Source organism: Microlunatus sp. M237 (assembly GCF_056896895.1).
Genome location: NZ_JBXHBL010000002.1, coordinates 85,247 through 108,724 on the forward strand (window position 1 = coordinate 85,247; position 23,478 = coordinate 108,724).

Below are 23,478 nucleotides of genomic sequence, written 5' to 3' on the forward strand. Positions count from 1 at the left end.
GCGCAGCCGCCGACAGGGCTGGGAACTGGTGCAGCCGGATCCACGATAGGAATGTCTGCATGAAGAGCGCTCCGGAACAGGTCACAGACAGTCAGGGCTACCACGTGCTGGTGGCGGTGGGACTCGCCGGCTACGGACTGGTGCACCTCGTCATCGCCGGTCTGGCCCTGCAGCTGGCCTGGTCGGGTGGCGGCGAACAGGCCTCCAGCCAGGGAGCTCTGCAGGAGATCGCGAAGCAACCACTCGGCAGTGCACTGCTGTGGGTGGTGGCGGTGGGACTGTTCGCGCTGGTGGTCTGGCAGGTGATCGAGGCGATCTACGGCTACCGCTGGAAGGACGGCGCCGAGCGGCTCCGCAAACGGCTGTCCTCGGCCGGCCGCGCGGTGGTGTACCTGGCCCTTGGGTTCAGCGCAGCCAAGATCGGCTCCGGATCCGGCGGCAGCTCCAGCGGCGCCGCCCAGGAGTCGGTCACCTTACGGCTGCTGTCGGCGCCGTTCGGTCGGGTCCTGGTCGCGGCGGTCGGCATCGCCGTGCTGGCCGTCGGCGTCGCGCAGATCGTCAAGGGCGTACGCCGCTCGTTCACCGATGACCTGACCGGTCACGTCTCCCCCGCGACTCGAAAGCTCGGCACGGCCGGCTACGTCGCCAAAGGCGTCGCCCTGATGATCGTCGGCCTGCTGTTCGGCTGGGCCGCGCTCAGCTATGACCCCGACAAGGCGGGCGGCCTGGACAGCGCCCTGAAGACGATTCGCGACCAGCCGTTCGGCAGCGTCCTGCTGACCGTGATGGCACTCGGCATCTTGGCGTTCGGCCTCTACTGCTTCAGCTGGGCCAAGCACGCCCGCCGCTGATCGTCTGGGTGTCCGCACGACCGGAGCTCTGCCGCCGGAGACGAAGAGGTCCGGCGGCAGCTGCCCGGCTCAGTCAGCGATAACGATGTCGTCGCCGGCCTCGCTGAACTGGACCGCCGGCAGCGGCGCCTTCGCCGGGCCGGCGGTCGGCGAGCCGTCGGTGATGGAGAAGTGGCTGCCGTGGCACTGGCAGATGATCTCGGCGTTCTGGATCTGGCTGACCGGGCACCCCTGATGGGTGCAGATGGCGCTGAACGCCTTGAACTCCCCGGCAGACGGCTGGGTGACGACGTACTTGTCCTGCACCACCACACCGCCCCCTTCCGTCACCTCGGACTTGGCCACGGTGGTCCCGGTCGGCGCCGGAGCGCTGCTCGACGGCGCGGCGGAGTCGGTGGCGCTGGCCGACGTGCTGGAGGCCGGTGCGCTCGAGGCCGGCGCGCTCGACCCGGGCGCTTCGGGCGTCGTCGTCTCGGCGTCAGCGGAGCAGGCGGCCAGTCCGGCGGCGCTGCCACCGGCCAGGGCCACCAGCCCGGTGGTCTTCAAGACGGTACGTCGGCTGGCCCCGGCGGGGACCGGCCGTTCGTTCACACGCGGATCGGACATGGATGCCTCCAGGAGTCGAGTCAGTGTGGCTTCCTCGCCACAATACGTGACGATTCAACTAACCGGCCGGTTTTGGCTGAACCGTCCCGTTGACCTTGCCGGGCCCGGCGGCGGTCAGCCGGCCCGTCGGCTGGTGCTCCCCTGGGCCGCCGCCGTCTTCGTGCTGGCCGTCTTGGTGGCCGCTGTCTTGGTGGCCGCTGTCTTGGTGGCGGGCGCCTTAGCGGTGCTGACCGAAGTCTTCGCCGTGGCCGAGGCCGCGGTCTTGCGGGCCGGAGCCTTGCGAGCTGGTGCCTTCGTCGCTGCCGCGCGCTTGGCCGCACTCTCCCGGGCGGCACGTTTCGCGGCCGTCGCCACCCGCTTGGCTTCGGCGGTCTCCTTGCGCTGCAGCGCCGCCGCTGCCTTGATCGCCTTCTTGGTCATCGGCCGGCCGGCCGGGATCAGCGCCTCCTGCGGCGCGCCGACCGGCACCTCGTGACCGGTCAGGATCGGCTTCAAGAAGGTGCCGGTGTGGGACTCCGGGGTGTTGGCGATCAGCTCCGGCGGCCCCTCGGCGATCACCGTCCCGCCCCGCGAGCCGCCCTCCGGACCCATGTCGATCAGCCAGTCGGCCGTCTTGATCACGTCGAGGTTGTGCTCGATCACCACCACCGAGTTGCCGGCATCGACCAGTCGCCCGAGCACGCCGAGCAGCTTGCGGATGTCCTCGAAGTGCAGACCGGTGGTCGGCTCGTCGAGCACATACAGCGTCCGGCCGGTGGACCGCTTCTGCAGCTCGCTGGCCAGCTTCACCCGCTGCGCCTCGCCGCCGGACAGGGTCGGTGCGCTCTGGCCGAGCCGGACATAGCCCAGCCCGACGTCGACCAGCGTGCGCAGGTGCCGGGCGATTGCCGGGAGAGCGGCGAAGAAGTCCACCGCCTCCTCGATCGGCATGTCCAGCACCTCGGCGATGGTCTTGCCCTTGTAGTGCACCTCGAGCGTCTCGCGGTTGTACCGCGCGCCGTGGCACACCTCGCACGGGACGTACACGTCCGGCAGGAAGTTCATCTCGATCTTGATGGTGCCGTCACCTGTGCAGTTCTCGCACCGGCCACCCTTGACGTTGAAGGAGAACCGGCCGGGCTGGTAGCCGCGCACCTTGGCTTCGGGGGTCTCGGCGAACAGCCGCCGGACGTGGTCGAACACGCCGGTGTAGGTCGCCGGGTTGGACCGCGGCGTACGCCCGATCGGCGACTGGTCCACGTGGATGATCTTGTCGATGTTCTCCGCACCGGTGATGGAGCGGTGCCGACCGGGCACCTCGCGGGCGTTGTAGATCCGCTTGGCCAACGCGGTGTACAAGATGTTGTTCACCAGTGTCGACTTGCCCGAGCCGGACACGCCGGTGACGGCGATCAGCTGACCCAGGGGGAAGGTGACGCTGACGTCGCGGAGGTTGTGCTCCACCGCGTTGTGCACGGTGATCTCCCGACCCGGCGTGCGCGGTCGGCGGGCTGCCGGCAGCGGGATGGAGCGCCGACCCGAGAGGTAGGCACCGGTCAGCGACTCCTCGCTGTCGAGCAGCTCCTGGACCGGGCCGGAGACCACCACGTGGCCGCCGTGCTCGCCGGCACCGGGACCGATGTCCACGGCCCAGTCGGCCATCCGGATGGTGTCCTCGTCGTGCTCCACCACGATCAGGGTGTTGCCGAGGTCGCGGAGCCGGACCAACGTCTCGATCAGTCGTCGGTTGTCCCGCTGGTGCAACCCGATGCTCGGCTCGTCCAAGACGTACAGCACGCCGACCAGGCCGGAGCCGATCTGGGTGGCCAGCCGGATCCGCTGCGCCTCGCCGCCGGAGAGACTGCCGGTGGGCCGGCTGAGCGACAGGTAGTCCAGACCGACGTCGAGCAGGAACCGCAGCCGCTCGTTGATCTCCTTCAGCACCCGTTCGGCGATCTGCGCCTCACGCTCGGTGAGCTCCAGCGCGGCCAGGAAGCGGGCTGCCTGGTCGATCGACATCGAGGAGATCTCGGCGATGTTCTTCCCGCCCAGGGTGACCGCCAGCGAGGTCGGCTTGAGCCGAGCGCCGTGGCAGGCGTGGCAGGGCACCTCGCGCATGTAGCCGGCGAACCGCTCGCGCGACGTGTCGGTCTCGGCCTCGGCGTGGCGCCGCTCGATGTAGGACACGACGCCTTCGAACTTCGCGTTGTAGCTGCGCTCGCGGCCGTAACGGTTGCGGTATCGCACGTGCACCTGGTCGCCGACGCCGTAGAGCAGCAGCTTGTGCGCCCGGTCGGGCAGCGCCCGCCAGGGCACGGTGGTGCTGAACTTCTCGCTCACCGCGAGCGCGTCGACGAGCCGGATGAAGTAGTCGGCGACGTGCGCCGATGCCCACGGAGCGATGGCACCGTCGGCCAGGCTCTTCTCATCGTCGGGGACGACCAGCTCCGGGTCGACCTCCATCTTCGTGCCGATGCCCGAGCACTCCGGGCACGCACCCCACGGTCCGTTGAAGGAGAAGGCGCGCGGCTCCAGCTCGTCCAGGCCGATGTCGTGCTCGTTGGGGCAGGCCATCTTCTCGGAATAGCGTCGCTCACGTCCCGGGTCCTTGGCATCGAGGTCGACGAAGTCGACGACCACCACACCCTGAGCCAGGCCCAGCGCCGTCTCCACCGAGTCGGTCAGCCGCTGCTTCACCGTCGCCTTGACCGCCAGCCGGTCGACGATGACGTCGATCGAGTGCTTCTTCTGCTTGTCCAGCGTGGGCGGCTCGGTCAGGGTGATGATCTCGCCGTCGACCCGGGCCCGGCTGAAGCCCTGACCGGCCAGCTGACGGAAGACGTCGACGTACTCCCCCTTGCGGCCCCGCACCACCGGCGCCAGCACCTGGAACCGGGTGCCGTCGGGCAGCGCCATCAGACGGTCGACGATCTGCTGCGGCGACTGCTTGCTGATCGGCTCACCGCAGACCGGGCAGTGCGGTCGGCCGGCGCGGGCGTACAGCAGCCGGAGATAGTCGTACACCTCGGTGATGGTGCCGACGGTGGAGCGGGGATTGCGGCTGGTCGACTTCTGGTCGATCGATACCGCCGGTGACAGGCCCTCGATGAAGTCCACGTCGGGCTTGTCCATCTGGCCGAGGAACTGCCGCGCGTACGCCGACAGCGACTCCACGTAGCGCCGCTGCCCCTCCGCGAAGATGGTGTCGAAGGCGAGGCTCGACTTGCCGGACCCGGACAACCCGGTGAACACGATCAGCGCATCGCGCGGCAGATCGAGCGAGACGTTGCGGAGGTTGTGCTCGCGGGCACCACGGACGATGAGACGGTCTGTCACGTCCCTCATGGTATGTGCGGGCACCGACAGTTCTCGAAACCGCGGTACCCGCTGGTACGCCCGGGACGGGAGTGTCCTCGTGCGGCGATAGGTTGAGCATATGAACTCGTCGGAGTCCCCCGCACCCAGCCCCGACGCGGCCAGCGGTGCTGCCGCAGACCAGCTCGAAGCCCTGCGTGGGATTCTCACCCACGCCACCCAGGCCCTCCTCGGTGACACCATCACGGTTACGGACGAGCAGTGGCGCGAGCCCAGCCGGCTGCCCGGCTGGACCCGCGGCCACGTGGCGACCCACCTCGCCCGGCAGGCCGACGCGCTGGTCCGGCTGACCTCCTGGGCCCGCAGCGGCGAACGGCAGGACATGTATGCCGACTCAGCCCAGCGGGACCGCGAGATCGACGACGGCGCCGGCCGCGATGGGCTCGCGCTGCAGATCGACCTCGACACGGCAGCCGAGAACCTGACCGTGGCGTTCGAGGCACTGGACGCCGCGGGCGCCTGGGACGCCGAGGTGGAGCTCCGTGGTGGCATGCAGGCGAAGGCCCGGCTGCTGCCCCTGGCCCGGCTGACCGAGGTGGTGCTGCACCATGTGGATCTCGATATCGGCTTCGAGATCGACTCGGTGGAGGAGACGACCGCGGAGTGGCTGCTCGAGTGGTGCGCCTTCCGGCTCCGCGAACGAGACGAGTTCCCCCGGCTGCAGCTCACGGCCCCGTCGGGCTTCGCCATCGCCGTCGGGAGCTCGGGTCAGCCGACCCCCGTCCGCGGTCCTGCACCGCTGCTGCTCGGCTGGCTGACCGGGCGGAGCGCTCCGGACCGCGTCGACGGCAGCTCCGGTCTCGTCCTGCCGTCCTTCTGACCCGCCACCCCGAACTCGAAGGAGCCGCTCATGCCAGGTCTCGGTCACGTCGACCGCGGTGGTCCACCGCTGCGCCAGACGCTGTCCCCCTCGGTCACCTTGACCAAGGTCTCGGTCGGGCCGATGGACAACAACGCCTACCTGCTCCAGGCCGGCGACGCCAGCCTGCTGATCGACGCCGCCGACGACCCCGACACACTGCGCGAGCTCTGCTCGCCGGTGCCGCCGGAGACCATCGTGACCACCCACCGCCACGGTGACCACTGGCAGGCTCTCGCGGAGCTGGCGTCGGCGACGCGGGCCACCCTGGTGTGCGGGCGACCCGATGTCGACGCGATCGCCACCGGGGCCTGGGTGGAGGACCTGGTCGGAGTGTGGGACGGCGACCACATCGTCCTCGGTGACGAAAGCCTCGAGGTCATCGGACTGGTCGGACACACCCCCGGGTCGATCGCGCTGGCCTGGACCGGGCCGGACGCGGTCACTCATCTGTTCACCGGGGACAGCTTGTTCCCCGGCGGCCCCGGACGGACCCAGTCGCCGGAGGACTTCGCCTCCCTGATGGCCGACCTGGAGACCAAGGTGTTCGCCCGCTTCGACGACGCCACAGTCGTCCACCCCGGCCACGGCGACGACACCACCCTCGGGGCCGAGCGTCCCCAGCTGCCCGAATGGCACGCCCGCGGCTGGTAACGGGGCCGGATAGGAAACACTGGTGCGGTGACTACAGCGCTGTTGCTTTCCGGTACGGGTCCCTACGCCGACCCGTGGCACGACTTCGCCCGCACCTCCGCGGAGATTGCGGCGCTGATCCGCGAGACCGGGGTGTCGGTGGAGCGGGTGGACGACCTCGAGGCAGGTCTGGCCACGCTGGTCGACCCGGCTGTCGGCATCGACCTGCTGGTGGTCAACGCCGGCAGCCCGATCTCGAACGGACTGGTCCCGAACACGAGCGATGCGGCCCGCGAAGGGCTGGCCGCCTTCGTCGCCCGCCGGGGTGCCCTGTTGGGGGTCCACGCTGCCGCCAACACCCTGCCCGACGTCCCCGCCTGGGAGGCAGCCCTGGGAGGTCGCTGGATCCCGGGTACGTCGATGCACCCACCGCTGGACTGGTCGACGATCACGGTTCGGACCGACAGCCACCCGATCGTGGAGGACCTGGACGACTTCGAGGTGCTGGACGAGCGCTACAGCTATCTCCGCACCGCCGCCGACATCATTCCCCTCGCCGAGCACGTCCACGACGATCTGGTGCACCCGTTGTACTGGGCGCGGGAGGCGGACGGCTTCCGGGCGGTCTACGACGGTCTCGGTCACGGGGTCGAGTCGTACGAGTCGGAGGACCGCCGCCGGCTGCTCCAGCGGTCGGTGCGCTGGCTGACCCAGGCCTGATCCCGGGCGGTCGGACCCGCTCGGCACTGGGGCGTTCGCCGTGGGAGAACAGCGGGAAGAAATTCGGTCGCCGCAGCCTTGAGTCTATGTCGCTCAACTCCGACGAGCGCCGTTATCTGGAGGCTGACCTATGTCTACGACTCGCTTGCCTGTGCTCTTCCTGACCGATCTCGTCGTCCTGCCCGGCATGGTGCTGCCGGTCGAGCTCGACGACGCCTCCCGCGCCGCGGTCGACGCCGCCCAGACCAGCAGTGACAACACCTTGCTGGTGGCTCCCCGGCTCGAGGACCGCTACGCCGCCTACGGCGTGGTGGCCTCCATCGTGCAGATCGGGCGGCTGGCCACCGGCGCCACCGCCGCGGTGCTCCGCGCAGAGCGCCGCGTCCGGATCGGCTCCGGCGTCTCCGGTCCCGGCGCGGCCCTGTGGGTTGAGGCCGAGGAGCTGGACCTGCCCGCCGGCAACGCCGAACGCATCAGCGCACTGGCCGCCGACTACAAGGCGCTGGTGATCGCCACCCTGCAGCGCCGTGACGCCTGGCAGGTCATCGACACGGTGAACAAGGTCACCGAACCCTCCGCACTCGCCGACCTGGCCGGCTATGCCGGCTATCTGACCGACGTGCAGAAGCGTCAGCTGCTGGAGACGCCCGACGTGGCCGAGCGGCTCGCCCTGCTGGTCGAGTGGACCAAGGAGCACCTGGCCGAGGTCGAGGTCAACGACAAGATCGCCGACGACGTCCGTGAGGGGATGGAGAAGAGCCAGCGCGAGTTCCTGCTCAAGCAGCAGCTGGCCGCCATCCGCAAGGAGCTCGGCGAGGACGAGCCCGACGGGGCGCAGGACTACCGCACCCGGGTGGAGGAAGCCGACCTGCCCGACGCGGTCCGCGAGGCGGCGCTGCGCGAGGTCGGCCGGCTGGAGCGGGCCAGCGACGCGAGCCCGGAGTCCGGCTGGATCCGGACCTGGCTGGATACCGTCCTCGAGCTGCCCTGGGCCGTACGCACCACCGACGCCACCGACATCGTCGCCGCCCGGGCCGTGCTCGACACCGACCACCATGGCCTCGACGACGTCAAGGACCGGATGGTGGAGTATCTCGCGATCCGCTCCCGGCGCGCGCAGCGCGGCCTCGAGGTCGTCGGCGGCCGCGGCTCGGGCGCGGTGATGGCCCTGGTCGGTCCGCCCGGGGTGGGCAAGACGTCCCTCGGCGAGTCGGTGGCCCGCGCGCTGGGTCGGAAGTTCGTCCGGGTGGCCCTCGGTGGCGTCCGCGACGAGGCCGAGATCCGTGGCCACCGCCGGACGTACGTCGGTGCGCTGCCGGGGCGGATCGTCCGCGCCATCAGCGAGGCGGGGTCGATGAACCCGGTGGTGCTGCTGGACGAGATCGACAAGGTCGGGTCCGACTATCGGGGTGACCCGGCGGCTGCGCTGCTCGAGGTGCTCGACCCGGCGCAGAACCACACCTTCCGCGACCACTACCTCGAGATCGACCTCGACCTGTCCGACGTGCTCTTCCTGGCCACGGCCAACGTGCTCGAGACCATCCCGCAGGCGCTGCTGGACCGGATGGAGATCGTCACGCTGGACGGCTACACCGAGGACGACAAGATCGCCATCGCGCGGGACTTCCTGCTCCCCCGCCAGCTCGAGCTGGCCGCACTGACCTCCGACGAGGTGCAGGTGACCGACGCCGCGCTGCGTGAGATCGCCGCCGACTACACCCGTGAGCCGGGCGTACGTCAGCTGGAGCGGCTGCTGGCCAAGGCACTGCGCAAGGCGGCGACCCGGATGGCAGCCGCTGCGGAGATCACCTCCCTGGTCATCGACCAGCCCGACTTGCGGGACTTCCTCGGTCGGCCGCGATTCACCCCCGAGGTGCATGAGCGCACCGCGGTGCCCGGCGTGGCGACCGGGCTGGCGGTCACCGGGATGGGCGGTGACGTGCTCTTCATCGAGGCCGGAGCCGTCGACGGCACCAGCGGGCTGACGCTGACCGGACAGCTCGGCGACGTGATGAAGGAGTCGGCGCAGATCGCGCTGTCCTACGTCCGTGGCCATGCGGCCGAGCTGGGCATCGACGACGTGACGGTGCTCGACCGGGCGATCCATGTGCACGTCCCCGCCGGGGCCGTACCCAAGGACGGTCCGTCAGCGGGCGTCACCATGGTCACCGCGCTGACCTCACTGGCCCTCGGCCGGCCGGTCAGGTCGGAGGTCGGGATGACCGGCGAGGTGACGCTGAACGGCCGGGTGCTGCCGATCGGCGGCGTCAAGCAGAAGCTGCTCGCCGCTCAGCGGGCAGGGCTGACCACGGTCTTCCTGCCGCGGCGCAACGAGCCCGACCTGGACGACGTGCCCGCCGATGTCCGCGAGGCCATCGACATCCGGCTGATGTCGGACGTGGCTGAGCTCGTCCGCGAGGCGCTGACCCCGGCCCACGAGGCCGAGGCCGGACTCGCCGCCTGACCCGGGCCTCGCCCGAAGACACCACACCCCCGTACGCCTGGCGCACGGGGGTGTGGTCTTGTCTGGTGCCGGCGTCCCGGGACGGGCGCTGCTCAGCCCAGGTGGGTGTCGGAGTCGGCCGCCGCGACCGCACGCCGGCGGTCCTCGTCGCGCTTGGACTTGACCAGGCTCGCGGCGGTGGTGATGACGAGGGTGACGATGATGACAGTCAGCGACAGCCAGATCGGGATCTCGACGCTGATCGGGAGCCCGATCCGCTCGTCCAGGTGGTATTCGTGGACAGCGTGCAGCACGAGCTTCACGCCGATGAAGGCCAGGATGACCGACAGCCCGAGGGAGAGGTAGACGAGCCGGCGCAGCAGACCACCGATCAGGAAGTACAGCTGGCGCAGTCCCATCAGGGCGAACACGTTGGCGGTGAAGACCAGGTACGGCTCCTGCGTCAGGCCGTAGATCGCCGGGATCGAGTCCAGGGCGAAGAGCAGGTCGGTGCTGCCGAGCGCGATGATGACGAACAGCATCGGGGTGATGAGGCGGTGGCCGTCCTTGCGGATCGTCAGCTTGGTGCCCTGGAAGTCGTCTGTCGACTTGAAGTGCTTCTTGACGAAACGGGTGGCCAGGTTGTCGGCGGCGTCCTCATCGTCATCGTCGTGCTTGCGGTAGTCGATGACCAGCCGGATCGCGGTGTAGATCAAGAATGCGCCGAAGAGGAAGAAGATCCAGCTGAAGCGCTCGATCGCTGCCGCGCCGACGGCGATGAAGATGCCGCGGAAGACCAGGGCCAAGATGATGCCCACCATCAGAGCGAACTGCTGCAGATGTCGTGGGACCTTCAGCTTGGTCATGATGATGACGAAGATGAACAGGTTGTCGATCGACAAGCTGTATTCGGTCAGCCAGCCGGCAAAGAACTCACCGGCGTAGCGGGGGCCGGAGACCACCCACACCCCCAGGCCGAAGAGGACGGCAAGGGCGACGAAGACGCCGATGAAGATGCCGGCTTCCTTCATCGACGGTTCGTGCGGACGGCGCCCGATGATGAAGACGTCGACGGCCAGGATCGCCAGCATCACACCGACGGTGATGATCCAGGCGTAGAGATGAACGTTCATACGTGAACTGAGCCTTCCGAGATGGGTCCGAGCGGTACGCAGATCTCGGAGGTCTCTTCCGCCAGACGGACTGACCGCTGGCACCGGGTGCCCCTGAGCCAGGAAACGATCCGTGATGACGATGCCGACGCGAAGGAATACTCCCCTCCTCGACCATCCTCCCAGGTGTGGTCAAGAAATCCGAAATCACACCCGGGAGAACCCTGACTCAGCGACTGGCCTCCATCATCTGCCTCAGTTCCTTCTTCAGCTCCGAGATCTCGTCGCGCAGCCGTCCCGCCACCTCGAACTGCAGGTCCGCAGCGGCGGCGTGCATCTGTGCGGTGAGCTCCTGGACGAGGTCGGCCAGATCGCCGGCCGGCATCCCGGCCAGCTTCCTGGCGTGGGCCGCGCCCTCCTTGGAACCCAGCGCCGGCACCGGTGACTTCTTCCGACCGTTCTTGCCGGCCAGCAGACTCTCGGTGTCGGCATCCTCACGCGCCAGCATGTCGGTGATGTCGGCGATCTTCTTCTGCAGCGGCTTCGGGTCGATCCCGTGCTCGGTGTTGTACGCGACCTGCTTGGCGCGCCTCCGGTTGGTCTCGTCGATGGCGGCCGCCATCGAGTCGGTGATCTTGTCGGCATACATGTGGACCTGGCCGGACACGTTGCGGGCTGCGCGGCCGATCGTCTGGATCAGGCTCTTCGAGCTTCGCAGGAAGCCCTCCTTGTCGGCGTCCAGGATGGCGACCAGTGACACCTCGGGCAGGTCCAGGCCCTCCCGGAGCAGGTTGATGCCGACCAGCACGTCGTACTCGCCCATCCGCAGCTCGCGGAGCAGCTGGATCCGCTGGAGGGTGTCCACCTCGGAGTGCAGATAGCGGCAGCGGATGCCGTTCTCCAGCAGATAGTCAGTCAGGTCCTCCGACATCTTCTTCGTCAAGGTGGTGACCAGCACCCGCTCGGAGCGGTCGGCGCGCAGCTTGATCTCGCCCATCAGGTCGTCGATCTGTCCCTGGGTGGGCTTGATGATGATCTCCGGGTCGATCAGGCCGGTGGGCCGGATCAGCTGCTCGACGAAGCCATCGGAGCGGGCCAGCTCGTAGTTGCCGGGGGTCGCCGACAGATAGACGGTCTGCCCGATCCGCTCGGTGAACTCCTCGAACCGCAGTGGGCGGTTGTCCATCGCACTCGGCAGCCGGAACCCATGCTCGACCAGTGTCCGCTTCCGGGACATATCCCCCTCGTACATGCCGCCGATCTGCGGCACCGTCACGTGCGACTCGTCGATGACCAGCAGGAAGTCCTCGGGGAAATAGTCGAGCAGCGTGTTCGGCGGCGTACCGGGGCCGCGGCCGTCCATGTGTCGGGAGTAGTTCTCGATGCCCGAGCAGGTGCCGATCTGGCGCATCATCTCGATGTCATAGCTGGTCCGCATCCGCAGCCGCTGCGCCTCGAGCAGGTGCTGGCCGCGCTCCAGCTCGGCGAGCCGGTCGGCCAGCTCCAGCTCGATGCCGCGGATGGCGCCCTCCATCCGCTCCGGGCCGGCGATGTAGTGGCTCGCCGGGAACAGGTAGACCTCCTCGTCCTCGGTCACCACCTCTCCGGTCAGCGGGTGCAGCGTGCTGAGCTTCTCGATCTCGTCGCCGAAGAACTCCACCCGGACGGCGAGCTCCTCATACATCGGGAACACCTCAAGGGTGTCGCCGCGGACGCGGAAGGTGCCGCGGGTGCCGGCAAGGTCGTTGCGGGCGTACTGGATGCCGACCAGGCGGCGCAGCAGCACGTCGCGCTCGATCTCCTGACCCACCCGGAGCCGGACCATCCGGTCGACGTACTCCTGCGGGGTGCCCAGACCGTAGATGGCGGAGACGGTGGCGACCACGATGACGTCGCGCCGGGTCAACAGCGAGTTGGTGGCGGAGTGCCGCAGCCGCTCGACCTCCTCGTTCAGCGAGGAGTCCTTCTCGATATAGGTGTCGGTCTGCGGGACGTACGCCTCTGGCTGGTAATAGTCGTAATAGGAGACGAAGTACTCCACGGCGTTCTTCGGGAAGAACTGCCGCAGCTCGTTGGCGAACTGGGCCGCCAGCGTCTTGTTGGGCTGCATCACCAGGGTGGGCCGCTGGACCTTCTCCACCAGCCAGGCCATGGTCGCCGTCTTGCCGGTGCCGGTGGCGCCGAGCAGCACCACATCCTGCTCCCCCGCCCGGACCCGCTTCTCCAGCTCGGCGATCGCCGTGGGCTGGTCACCGGAGGGGTCGAAATCGCTGACGACACGGAAGGGGGCCACCGTGCGCTGCAGATCTGTGATCGGACGCATGCCGACCAGCCTACTTCTCGGCCCTGACAGTTTCCGGGGCACGAGGGTCGACCGCTGCTCCGCAACCGGGGCGCCCCAGCCGTAGCCGGAGCGCCCCGTCGAAGACCGGTCGCGAAAACCGTGGTCCGCCGCCGTCAGCGACGGCGGGCCGACGGGGTCAGCCGGCGGCCTGACCCTTCAGCATCGACGTCACCATGACGCTGAAGTCCTTGTCCAGCTGCGCGGTGTCGGACTCGGCGGTGAAGAACAGGGTGCCCAGCACCGTGATGCCGTCGGAGCGTACTGACGCGATCGACACCACGACGATGTCGAGCGAGCCCTGACCACCAGTGGACGTCGCGGTCATCGAGCAGCTGGCACCGTCGAGCTTGCTGCTGCCGAGCTCGGTGGTCTTCGCGTCCGAGGCCTTGACGTTGGTGTAGTTCTTCGAGATCTGCCGATGGTAGGAGTCGCAGACCGAGGTGGCCTTGGTGCCACCCTCGACCTTGGCCACCTGCCCGGTGAACAGATCGGACCCGTTGGTCAGCGATGCCAGTTTGACCGTCTTCTTGCTCACGCTCCAGCCGGCGGCCGGGGTGAGCGAGATGCCGTTGCCCAGCGAGATGGCGTCACCGCTCGGCTGCTCGGTCGAGCCGCCGGTCGGGGGTGACGCAGGTGCGGAGCTCTGCGGCTCCGTGGTCTGCGGGTCAGAGCTCGGCGAGGCGCTCGAGGACGGGTCCTCGGTGGTGTCAGGTCCCTCAGTGGTCGGGTCCTCGGTGGGCGTGGTCTGAGAGGTCGGCGTGATGGTGGAGACCGGTTGGTCGTTACCCCGCCCACTGAGCGCCAAGAAGATGCCGCCGATGGCCACCAGCAGCACGACCGCGGCCACGACGACCCCGATCAGCAACGCGCTGCTCTTCTTCGGAGGCTGGTCGCCGGTGGGGCGATAGCCGCCGGGTCCCTGAGGGCCGTTGCCGCCCCCTTGGCCCCAGCCACCCTGCTGCCCGTACGCCGACTGCTGACCGGGCGCTCCCTGCCCATAGCCGCCCTGCTGGCCATATCCGGGCTGCTGCCCGTAGCCACCGGGCGGATAGCCCTGCGGCTGCCCCTGCGGCGGGTATCCCTGCGGCGGTACGCCTGACTGCGGGTAACCGCCCGGTTGTTGTGGCTGCCCACCCTGCGGCTGACCCTGTTGACCCTGCTGACCCCATGGTCCCGGGTTCTGGCTCATGCCCGTCCCTCCTCGTCCCCGTTGGGGGCGTGTGATCCAGTTCCGGGTGCTTGTGGGGGCCCTGGGGGCGCCGCGGGCGGCGGTGCCGGAACCTCAGCCGCTGCAGGCCGGGTGGTGACGATGGTGTCCTCGGTGCCGGCCGGAGCCGGCCCGCCCGGCTGACCGACGGGCACCGGCTGCGGCACCGCCTGTCCGGCCGGCTGCCTGGCGACGTGCAGCTTCGGCTGCACCCGGACCGCCGTGCCACACGCGTTGCAGAAGGCCGCGTGCTGGAGCAGCGGCATCTCGCACTGCGAGCAGAACTGGAGGTCGCCGTCCTCGCCGACACCGGTCTCGCGCGCCGAGCGCTCCAGTGCGGCCTCCATCAGGCCGACATGGAGGACGTTGCGGACGCGAAGGATCAAGATGGCCAGGATCAGCACGCCCCACAGGACAGAGAGCGTGACGCCAAGGGTGAGCGGCCCGACGAAGGAGAAGAGGTACGTCCCCGCCTGGTAGGCGATGTTGGCCAGCAGGGCCTCACCCAGCCCTCGCAGATAGCGCGGCGTGAACCCGTCGTAGCCACGGCCGAGGCCGGAGAACTCCGCGCAGGCGATGCCGGTGGCGGTGCCGAAGATCAACGGCTTGACGAAGCCCTCGAGGAAGATCAACGAGACCCAGACGCCCGGGTCCGCCTCGACCAGACCGCCGGTGAGCAGCGACCAGTTCTTCACCAGGGTGTCGAAGCAGGCGTACGCCACACCGGAGATGACGCCGAAGGTCAGGCCGTCCATCAGGTCGTCGAAGCGCGGCCGAGACGCGAGATACAGCGGTCCCACCTGCTTGATCGCCTCACCGATGATCGGCACCAGCAGCGCCACCAGCAGGAAGTCCCAGACGTCTGGACCGCTGCCGGCACCGCCGAACGCCTCGCCGCCGACGGGAAATCCGCGCAGCATGGTCCACAGCACGGTGAACAAAATGGTCAGCAGACCGGTGAGCCCGAAAGCCATCGCGGTCACCGGGATCGGCTCGTCCTCCCACAGGTTCACGTCATACATGTAGACGATGTAGACGATCGGGATGGCGAACGCCGCCACCAGCAGGGCGATCGGCAGCGCACCGAAGATCGCCGCCACCAGGGCGACCACCAAAGCGATGGTCAACGCGATCCGGTACGTCTGCGGCCGCTGCCCGGCGCCCCGGGGCATGATCGATGAGATCAGGGCGAATGACGCGACCGGCTCATCGGGCTTGACGGCGAACGACTTGCGACGAGCCAGATCCGGCGAACGCTCATCCTGGCCACAGACATGGCAGAAGTGGGCGACGCTGGGAAGATCGGCTCGGCAACGTGGACACTCCAACGCGCTTCCTCCTCGGGAACGGGCGGGCTGGGCGCCCGACGCCCCTAGGGTTCCGTATCGGAGGTCCAGTCGCAATCACCGCCGCAGAGGCGTGGGTGTCATTTCGATAACCGTGCCGTGAGATCGTCCCAGAGCCGGTCGACCAGGGCCGGCAGTCGGTCGCGTTCGCCGGAGTTGTCGATCACGAGGTCAGCCGCCGCCAACCGATCCTCACGGCTGGCCTGGGCGCGGGTCCGCGCCTGCGCATCGTCGCGGGACCAGCCGTTGCGATCCTGCAGCCGGCGCAGCTGGGTCTCTGGGTCGACATCGACCACGACGCAGACATCGAAGTGGTCGGCTTGGCCGGTCTCCACCAGCAGCGGGATGACGTGCACGACCACCACGTCCTCTTCTTGGTAAGCCCGTTCGAGCTCCGCCGCACGGGCGCGTACCGCCGGATGGATGATCATCTCGAGGTCGCGCCGGGCGTCCGGGTCGGCGAAGACCACACCACCCAGGGCCCGCCGGTCGAGCGACCCGTCCGGGGCGATCACCGCGGCACCGAAACGGCGGCGGACGGCGTCCAGTCCGTCGGTTCCGGGCGCCACCACCTCGCGGGCCAGCAGGTCGGCATCGATGATCACCGCGCCATGCTCGGCCAGCAGATCGGAGACGGCCGTCTTGCCCGAGGCGATCCCACCGGTCAGCGCCACGCACAGCATGGCTCCACCCTAGCCGCGGGCGGCCGAGACGACGAAGGCCCGCACACCATCGGTGTGCGGGCCCAGGTCGGCGATCAAACGGGAACGACGTGCGTCATCCCGGATGGATCACAGGTGGTTTCAGCTTGCCCCACCGGTGAGCTTGTCGCGCAGAGCCTGCAGTGCCTCGTCCGAGGCCAGCGAGCCCTCCGGCGCGGCAGCCGGAGCTGCGGCGGCCGGGCTGTCGTCCGAGGACGAGGAGTACGTCGTCGGGCCCGCAGCGGCGGCGGCCCCATCGGCGTTCTCGGCCTCTTCGACCTGCTTCTTGTGCGCTTCCCAGCGAGCGTGAGCCTCGGCGTACTGCTGCTCCCAGGCTGCGCGCTGCTCGTCGTAGCCCTCGAGCCACTCGCCCGTCTCCGGGTCGAAGCCATCCGGGTACAGGTAGTTGCCCTGGTCGTCGTAGGACGCCGCCATGCCGTACAGGGTCGGGTCGAAGTCGTCAGACGTCGCGTCGACACCCTCATTGGCCTGCTTCAGCGACAGCGAGATCCGGCGACGCTCGAGGTCGATGTCGATGATCTTGACCATGACGTCGTCGTTGACCTGGACGACCTGCTCCGGGATCTCGACGTGACGCTCGGCCAGCTCGGAGACGTGCACCAGACCCTCGATGCCCTCCTCCACCCGGACGAACGAACCGAACGGGACCAGCTTGGTGACCTTGCCGGGCACGATCTGACCGATCTGGTGCGTCCGGGCGAAGGCCTGCCACGGGTCTTCCTGGGTGGCCTTGAGCGACAGCGAGACACGCTCGCGGTCCATGTCGACGTCGAGGACCTCGACGGTGACCTCCTGGCCGACCTCGACAACCTCGCTCGGGTGGTCGATGTGCTTCCAGGACAGCTCGGAGACGTGGACCAGTCCGTCGACCCCGCCAAGATCGACGAAGGCGCCGAAGTTGACGATGGAGGACACGACACCCTTGCGGATCTGGCCCTTCTGGAGCTGGGTGAGGAAGTTCTGACGCACCTCGGACTGGGTCTGCTCGAGCCAGGCCCGGCGGGACAGGACCACGTTGTTGCGGTTCTTGTCCAGCTCAATGATCTTCGCCTCGAGCTCCATGCCGACGTACGGCTGAAGGTCGCGCACCCGACGCATCTCGACCAGCGACGCGGGCAGGAAGCCACGCAGGCCGATGTCGATGATGAGGCCGCCCTTGACGACCTCGATGACGTGGCCGGTGACGACGCCGTCCTCTTCCTTGATCTTCTCGATCGTGCCCCAGGCGCGCTCGTACTGAGCCCGCTTCTTGGACAGGATCAGGCGGCCCTCTTTGTCCTCTTTCTGCTGGACGAGTGCCTCGACCTCATCGCCGACGCTGACGACCTCGAAGGGGTCGACGTCGTGCTTGATGGAGAGTTCCTTGGAAGGGATGACCCCTTCGGTCTTGTAGCCGATGTCGAGCAGGACTTCGTCTCGATCGACCTTCACAACGGTTCCGGTGACGATGTCACCGTCGTTGAAGTACTTGATGGTTGCGTCGATTGCCGCGAGGAAGGCTTCGGGGGAGTCGAAGTCGTCGATTGCGACCTGCGGCGGTGCCTCTAGGGAGGACGTCATGTAGTAGGGCTCCGATTAGGATGACAGTGGTTGTGTGCGCGCTGCAGCCCTCCGTATAAGCCGAGGATCAACTGCTGACGACTGACCGACCCGTACGAACGTGACCTGCTCCGTCTGAGGTCGCGCAGGCCACAGCGACGCCCAAGATTATCGCCCCTGGACAACCAGGGTCAATTCGTCTCGGCAACTCAGTTGCCACCGCGTCAGCGGCCGGCCGCGTAGCCCTGTCGCCCGCGCGGGTTCGCGGCCGCGTAGAGCTGCCCGGTTTCGGGGTCGCGGCCGACGGCGGAGAGCCGCCCCAGGGTCCAGTCGCCGGCCCGGGTGACGCGGTGGCCGCGGCGCACCAGGTCCTCGATCACGTCGTCGCCGAGCCGGTTCTCGACCACCGCTCCCCCGGGCGTCCAGGTGCGGGGCCAGAACGAGCCGGCCATGGCGGTGGTGTGCAGGGTCGGCGCGTCGATCGCCTGCTGCGGGGTGTAGCCGCCGACCAGCGTCCGCAGCAGATAGACGAGCTGCCACTGGTCCTGCTGGTCACCCCCGGGGGTGCCGAGCGCGGAGACCGGCACGCCGTCGCGCAGCAGGATGGTCGGGGTCAAGGTGGTCCGGGGCCGCCGGCCAGGGCGCAGCACCGACGGAGAGGCCGGGTCCAGCCAGGTCATCTGCAGCCGTGAGCCGAGGCAGAAGCCGAGCTCGGGGATGTGCGGCGAGGACTGCAGCCAGCCGCCTGAGGGGGTGACGGAGATGAAGTTGCCCCACCGGTCGACGACGTCGATATGGCAGGTGTCGCCCTTGGTTTCCCCCGTGGCCGAGACGGTGGGCTCGCCGGTGCCAGCGGTCTGGACCTGCTCCTCGCGCAGCGGTGCCCGGTAGGCCGTTCGTCCGGGCACGTCGCCGGGACGGACCTCCATGGATGCCTCCGGCCCGATCAGGGCTCGACGGGTGGCGGCATAGTCGGCGGACAGCAGGACGTCCAGGGGAACGGCCGGTTCGCCGGCGTCAGGATCCGGATCGCCGTAGTACGCGTCCCGGTCCGCCATCGCCAGCTTCAGCGCCTCGAGGATGTGGTGTGCACCGGCGGGGGTCTGCGGGTCGAGGTCCTCTGCGGCATACCCGTCGAGGATGGCCAACGCCTGCAGCAGCACCGGGCCCTGTCCCCACGGTCCCATCTTGGCGACGGTGTGGCCGCGGAACTCCAGCGTGACCGCGTCCTCCCAGCGGGCCGTGGTGTTGGCGAAGTCGGCGGCGGTGATCACCGCGGCGTGGTCGGTGCCCGAGGAGTGCCGGTGCGGCGTGGCCAGGAAGGCCGCCGCGGTCTGCGGCACAAAGCCGGTGCGCCACTCCTCGCGGGCAGCCTGGACCCGCTCCTGTCGGCTCGGCCGGCCCTCGCCGGCGGCCACCAGCCGGCGCAGCACCGCAGCGTAGGCGGGGTTGGTGTGCAAGACGGTGGGGTCGACGGGCTTCCCGCCGGGCAGCCAGCGCTCGGCCGAGGTGGTCCAGTGCTCGGTGAACAGGTCGGCGACGGTGGACACGGTGGCCGCCACCGCCGGCACCAGCGGATAGCCGTTCTCCGCGTAGCCGATGGCGTAGTCCAGCACATCAGCCAGCTCGAAGGTGCCGTGGTCGTGGAGCAGCAGCAGCCAGGCGTCCACCGCGGCGGGCACGGCTGCGGCCAGGCCGCCGGCACCGGGGACCAGGTCCAGTCCTTCGGCGGCGAAGTGCTCGAGGGTTGCTCCGGCCGGCGCGGGTCCCTGACCCATCAGCACCCGGGGCGTCGGGTCCTCGGCCGTCACCACCATGCCGGTCAGGTCACCGCCGGGTCCGTTCAGGTGCGGCTCGACCAGGTGCAGGACGAAGGCGGCCGCGACCGCCGCGTCGAAGGCGTTGCCGCCCCGCTCCAACACCGCCTGCCCGGTCGCGGTGGCGACCCAGTGCGTCGTGGCGGTCATCCCGAAGGTGCCGCGCAGGTCGGGCCGGGTGGTGAACGGGGGGGCTGGTGTGAACATTGGATCCTGACGCTCGAACTCGGGGTGCCAAGCTGGCTGGACCTAGGCTAGGCCAGCCCCGATGCCGACTGTCGAGGACCCGACCCCGGGGCCGCCGGGACCCCCCGCTCGCGCGGTCAGTGCTCGCCGCGGTCAGTGCTCCCCGCCGTCAGTGGGCCGCGTCGTGCCAGGACCGACCCACCCCGACCGACACGTCCAACGGGACACTGATCTCCACCGCGTGACCCATCTTGTCGCGGACCAGCGCCTCCAGCGACTCCCGCTCGCCCGGCGCGATCTCGAAGACGAGCTCATCGTGCACCTGCAGCAGCATCCGGCTCGCCATCTTGGCGTCGTCCAGCGCCCGTTCGACGTCGAGCATGGCGACCTTGATGATGTCGGCGGCCGAACCCTGGATGGGGGCGTTGAGTGCCATCCGCTCGGCCATCTCGCGGCGCTGCCGGTTGTCGCTCATCAGATCGGGCAGGTAGCGGCGGCGACCGAGCATCGTCTCGGTGTATTCGGTGCGCCGAGCGTCGGCGACCAGGGACTGGAGATAGTCGCGGACGCCGCCGAAGCGTTCGAAGTATTCGTCCATCAGGGCTTTGGCCTCTGACACCTCGATGCTCAGCTGCTGGCTCAGGCCGTACGCACTCAGCCCGTACGCCAGGCCGTAGTTCATCGCCTTGATCTTGGCGCGTTCGGCGGGGCTGACCGCTTCCGGTGCGACGCCGAAGACGCGGGATGCGGTCATGGTGTGGAAGTCGATGCCGGAGGTGAAAGCCTCGATCAGCGAGTCGTCGGCGCTCGCGTGCGCCATGATCCGCATCTCAATCTGGGAATAGTCGGCCGACATCAGCGACTCGTATCCCTCGCCGACCACGAACGCCTCGCGGATCCGGCGCCCGGCGTCGGTGCGGATCGGGATGTTCTGCAGGTTGGGGTCGGTGCTCGACAATCGTCCGGTGGCGGCGATCGTCTGCACGTACGTGGTGTGGATCCGGCCGTCGTCGGCAACCGACTTCAGCAGCCCTTCCACCGTCTGCTTGAGCCGGATGGCGTCGCGGTGGATGAGCATCTGGGCCAGGAACGGGTGCTCGGTCTTGACATACAGCTGCTGCAGCGCCTCCGCGTCGGTCGTGTAGCCGGTGCGGGTCTTGCGGGTCTTCGGCATGTTGAGCTCGTCGAAGAGAACCACCTGCAACTGCTTGGGCGAGCCGAGATTGATCTGCTTGCCCAGCACCCGGTAGGCCTCGTCGGCGGCCCGCGTCACGGTGGCGCCGAACTCGGACTCGAGCGCGTGCAGATGGTCGAGGTCGACCGCGATCCCAGTCCGCTCCATCCGCGCCAGTGTGCGCAACAGCGGCAGCTCCACCCCGTTCAGCAGGCTGGTCCCTCCGCGCTGCTCCACCTCGACATCCAGGGCGTTGGCGAGGTCGATGACCGCGCGGGCACGGACCATGGCCGCCTCGGCCGCCATCCGGGCGCCGGAGTCGTCGTCGCCGAAGTCCAGTGCGAGCTGGTCGGACTCAGCGCTCTCGGCGGCGGTCTCCACCTTGAGCTCGCGCTTCAGGTAGCGCACGGTGAGGTCGGCCAGGTCGAAGGTGCGCTGGTCGGGTTTGGTCAGATAGGCCGCGAGCTGGGTGTCGGAGTCCAGCCCGGCCAGGTCCCAGCCCCGGGCCCACATCGCCAGCAGCGGACCCTTGGCGTCGTGCATCGCCTTCTTGTGGGCCGGATCGGACAACCAGGCCGCCAGCGCGTTCTCATCGGCCGGCACCAGCTCGCTGGTGGTCAGATAGGCGGCAGCGCCGTCGCCGGCGGCCAAGGCGATGGCCAGCAGGTCGCCGGTCCCCGAGCCCCAGTGCCCGACCACATCCACCCCGGTACGTACGCCGGTGGCGTGCTCTGACAGCCACCCCTGGAGCTCGCCCGGCTCGAGCACCGCGCCGGTGACCTCGAAACCGCCCTCGGGGGTCAGGTCCTCAGCCGGCAGCGTCTCCAACAGCCGGTCACGCAGGACGCGGAACTCCAGCCCGTCGAACAGCTGGTGGGTCGCCTCGCGGTTCCAGTCGCGGCGGACGAGGTCGTCGATCTGCAGCGGCAGGTCCATGTCGCGGATGAGGGCGTTGATCTGGCGGTTGCGCTCGACGTCGGAGATCCGCTCGCGGAACGACTCGGCCGCCTTCCCCTTGATCTCCCCCGCGTGCAGGATCAGGTTCTCCAGTCCGTCGTAGGTCTGCAGCCACTTGGCCGCGGTCTTCGGACCGACCCCCGGCACACCGGGCAGGTTGTCGCTGGTCTCCCCCACCAGCGCGGCCAGCTCGGGATAGCGGTCCGGGGTGACGAAGTATTTCTCCTCGACCGCGGTCGGGGTCATCCGGGCCAGATCGGAGACGCCCTTGCGCGGGTAGAGCACGGTGACGCGGTCCGAGACCAGCTGCAGTGCGTCCCGGTCGCCGGTGCAGATCAGCACGTCGAAGCCCTGCTGCTCCGCCTGGGTGGCCAGCGTGCCGATGATGTCATCGGCCTCGAAGCCCTCCTTCTCCACGTGGACGATGTTGAGGGCGTTCAAGACCTCCTTGACCAGGTCCACCTGACCCTTGAACTCGTCCGGCGATTTGGACCGGTTGGCCTTGTATTCGGTGTAGACCTCCGAGCGGAAGGTCTGCCGGGAGACGTCGAAGGCGACGCACAGGTGGGTCGGCTCCTCGTCCCGCAGCACGTTGATGAGCATCGAGGTGAATCCGAACACCGCGTTGGTGTGCTGCCCGGTCTGGGTGGAGAAGTTCTCCACCGGCAGCGCGAAGAAGGCGCGGTACGCCACCGAGTGACCGTCGATGAGCAGCAGCTTGGGTCGCTGGCTGGTCGGCGGCGTGGTCGCGGGAGCAGCTTTTTTCGCAGTCGGCACGGTCCGACTCTAGCGGCGCCGACTGACAGTTCCGACGCCCGGCGACGGCCGGGCCGACGCCATCGGGGGCACTACAGTGACGCCATGAGCGATCCCTCGGCCATGCCCGCCTGGTTCGAGCGTATGCACAGCGCGCTGGACGCCAGGATGGGTCTCGAGGTCATGGAGCTGGCCCCGGAGCGCGTGGTGGGCCGGATGCCGGTCGAGGGCAACACCCAGCCGATGGGCCTGTGGCACGGCGGTGCGTCCTGCGTCCTGGCCGAGACCCTCGCCTCCATCGGCGCCGCCGCCCACGCCCTGCCCGACCGGCTCGCGTTCGGCGTCGACATCAACGCCACCCACCACCGCTCCGCCGCCACCGGCTGGGTCACCGGCACCGCCACCGCCCTCCGCCTCGGCCGCACCGTCGCCATGTACGAGATCGTCCTCGTCGACGACACCGACCAACGCATCTGCACAGCCCGCGTCACCTGCCACATCACCCCCGCCCGCAACACCCCGATCGATCCCCTGAGCCCCCCACCCGCCTGAGCAGCCCTACCCTCGACGCCGCCAGCCCGGTCAGCAGAGGTCAGTCGCACAGAGCATGGACGGGCCCGGCGGGAGCGCCGAGCCCACGAGGCGCGGATGGCTGCGCCACGCCACGAACCCAACCCACCCTGGCAGCACCACATCCAGCGGAGAAGTCGCCCGAGCGGGTTGATCGGGTGCGGCTGACGCAGAACATGGACGCGGCCGGAGTGCCGAGCCCACCGGGCGCGGATGACTGCTCCCCGCCACGACCCAGCCCACCGAAGGCAGGACCACATCCAGCGATGAGTTCACTTGAGC

16 protein-coding genes are annotated in these 23,478 nt (G+C 69.0%); 6 read left to right on the top strand and 10 right to left on the bottom strand.

Going from position 1 to position 23,478, the window contains the following annotated elements; genetic code table 11:
* Window positions 1-59: 59 nt before the first annotated feature.
* Window positions 60-851: a DUF1206 domain-containing protein gene (locus tag AC1XX3_RS06620; RefSeq protein WP_483320297.1), complete on the top strand. Its 792-nt coding sequence runs from the start codon at window positions 60-62 to the stop codon at window positions 849-851.
* A gap of 69 nt (window positions 852-920) precedes the next feature.
* Here the strand turns inward: AC1XX3_RS06620 and AC1XX3_RS06625 are convergent, their stop codons facing one another.
* Together AC1XX3_RS06625 and uvrA are read right to left on the bottom strand one after the other, a co-directional pair.
* Window positions 921-1,457 (bottom strand): Rieske (2Fe-2S) protein, encoded by a 537-nt coding sequence (locus AC1XX3_RS06625; protein ID WP_483320298.1) that lies wholly within the window; start codon window positions 1,455-1,457, stop codon window positions 921-923.
* Between the two features lie 114 nt (window positions 1,458-1,571).
* Entirely contained in the window at window positions 1,572-4,781 is a 3,210-nt protein-coding gene (uvrA, locus tag AC1XX3_RS06630; protein ID WP_483320299.1) for an excinuclease ABC subunit UvrA, read from the bottom strand.
* 91 nt (window positions 4,782-4,872) lie between these two features.
* Between uvrA and AC1XX3_RS06635 the strand changes: the two genes are divergently transcribed.
* The 4 genes from AC1XX3_RS06635 to lon all read left to right on the top strand — a co-directional run bounded on the left by AC1XX3_RS06635 (window position 4,873) and on the right by lon (window position 9,487).
* A complete protein-coding gene (locus AC1XX3_RS06635) occupies window positions 4,873-5,631 on the top strand; it encodes a maleylpyruvate isomerase family mycothiol-dependent enzyme (protein WP_483320300.1) in 759 nt (252 codons plus the stop codon).
* 30 nt (window positions 5,632-5,661) lie between these two features.
* Window positions 5,662-6,324, top strand: coding sequence for an MBL fold metallo-hydrolase (locus AC1XX3_RS06640; RefSeq protein ID WP_483320301.1), 663 nt, complete (start codon window positions 5,662-5,664; stop codon window positions 6,322-6,324).
* A 27-nt stretch (window positions 6,325-6,351) separates the two neighbouring features.
* Window positions 6,352-7,023: a ThuA domain-containing protein gene (locus tag AC1XX3_RS06645; protein WP_483320302.1), complete on the top strand. Its 672-nt coding sequence runs from the start codon at window positions 6,352-6,354 to the stop codon at window positions 7,021-7,023.
* A gap of 130 nt (window positions 7,024-7,153) precedes the next feature.
* Window positions 7,154-9,487: an endopeptidase La gene (gene lon / locus AC1XX3_RS06650; RefSeq protein ID WP_483320303.1), complete on the top strand. Its 2,334-nt coding sequence runs from the start codon at window positions 7,154-7,156 to the stop codon at window positions 9,485-9,487.
* Window positions 9,488-9,579: 92 nt separating this feature from the next.
* Here the strand turns inward: lon and AC1XX3_RS06655 are convergent, their stop codons facing one another.
* The 8 genes from AC1XX3_RS06655 to polA all read right to left on the bottom strand — a co-directional run bounded on the left by AC1XX3_RS06655 (window position 9,580) and on the right by polA (window position 22,647).
* Window positions 9,580-10,599, bottom strand: a complete 1,020-nt coding sequence (locus AC1XX3_RS06655) for a TerC family protein (RefSeq protein ID WP_483320304.1) — start codon at window positions 10,597-10,599, stop codon at window positions 9,580-9,582.
* A 208-nt stretch (window positions 10,600-10,807) separates the two neighbouring features.
* Complete coding sequence (gene uvrB / locus AC1XX3_RS06660) at window positions 10,808-12,901, bottom strand: excinuclease ABC subunit UvrB (protein WP_483320305.1); 2,094 nt, start codon at window positions 12,899-12,901, stop codon at window positions 10,808-10,810.
* Window positions 12,902-13,058: 157 nt separating this feature from the next.
* Window positions 13,059-14,111: a hypothetical protein gene (locus AC1XX3_RS06665; RefSeq protein WP_483320306.1), complete on the bottom strand. Its 1,053-nt coding sequence runs from the start codon at window positions 14,109-14,111 to the stop codon at window positions 13,059-13,061.
* Window positions 14,108-15,457, bottom strand: coding sequence for a PrsW family glutamic-type intramembrane protease (locus tag AC1XX3_RS06670; RefSeq protein WP_483320307.1), 1,350 nt, complete (start codon window positions 15,455-15,457; stop codon window positions 14,108-14,110). The genes AC1XX3_RS06665 and AC1XX3_RS06670 overlap by 4 nt, the downstream gene beginning before the upstream one ends.
* A gap of 98 nt (window positions 15,458-15,555) precedes the next feature.
* Complete coding sequence (gene coaE, locus AC1XX3_RS06675) at window positions 15,556-16,158, bottom strand: dephospho-CoA kinase (RefSeq protein WP_483320308.1); 603 nt, start codon at window positions 16,156-16,158, stop codon at window positions 15,556-15,558.
* Between the two features lie 120 nt (window positions 16,159-16,278).
* Window positions 16,279-17,757 carry a 30S ribosomal protein S1 gene (gene rpsA / locus AC1XX3_RS06680; RefSeq protein WP_483320309.1) on the bottom strand — a complete coding sequence of 493 codons (1,479 nt, stop codon included), beginning with the start codon at window positions 17,755-17,757 and terminating at the stop codon, window positions 16,279-16,281.
* Window positions 17,758-17,960: 203 nt separating this feature from the next.
* Entirely contained in the window at window positions 17,961-19,760 is a 1,800-nt protein-coding gene (locus tag AC1XX3_RS06685) for a gamma-glutamyltransferase family protein (RefSeq protein WP_483320310.1), read from the bottom strand.
* Between the two features lie 148 nt (window positions 19,761-19,908).
* Window positions 19,909-22,647, bottom strand: a complete 2,739-nt coding sequence (gene polA / locus AC1XX3_RS06690) for a DNA polymerase I (protein ID WP_483320311.1) — start codon at window positions 22,645-22,647, stop codon at window positions 19,909-19,911.
* An 84-nt stretch (window positions 22,648-22,731) separates the two neighbouring features.
* Between polA and AC1XX3_RS06695 the strand changes: the two genes are divergently transcribed.
* The gene (locus AC1XX3_RS06695) at window positions 22,732-23,178 is read left to right on the top strand and encodes a PaaI family thioesterase (protein ID WP_483320312.1); all 447 of its coding nucleotides are present in this window, start codon (window positions 22,732-22,734) and stop codon (window positions 23,176-23,178) included.
* The last annotated feature ends 300 nt before the right edge of the window (window positions 23,179-23,478 follow it).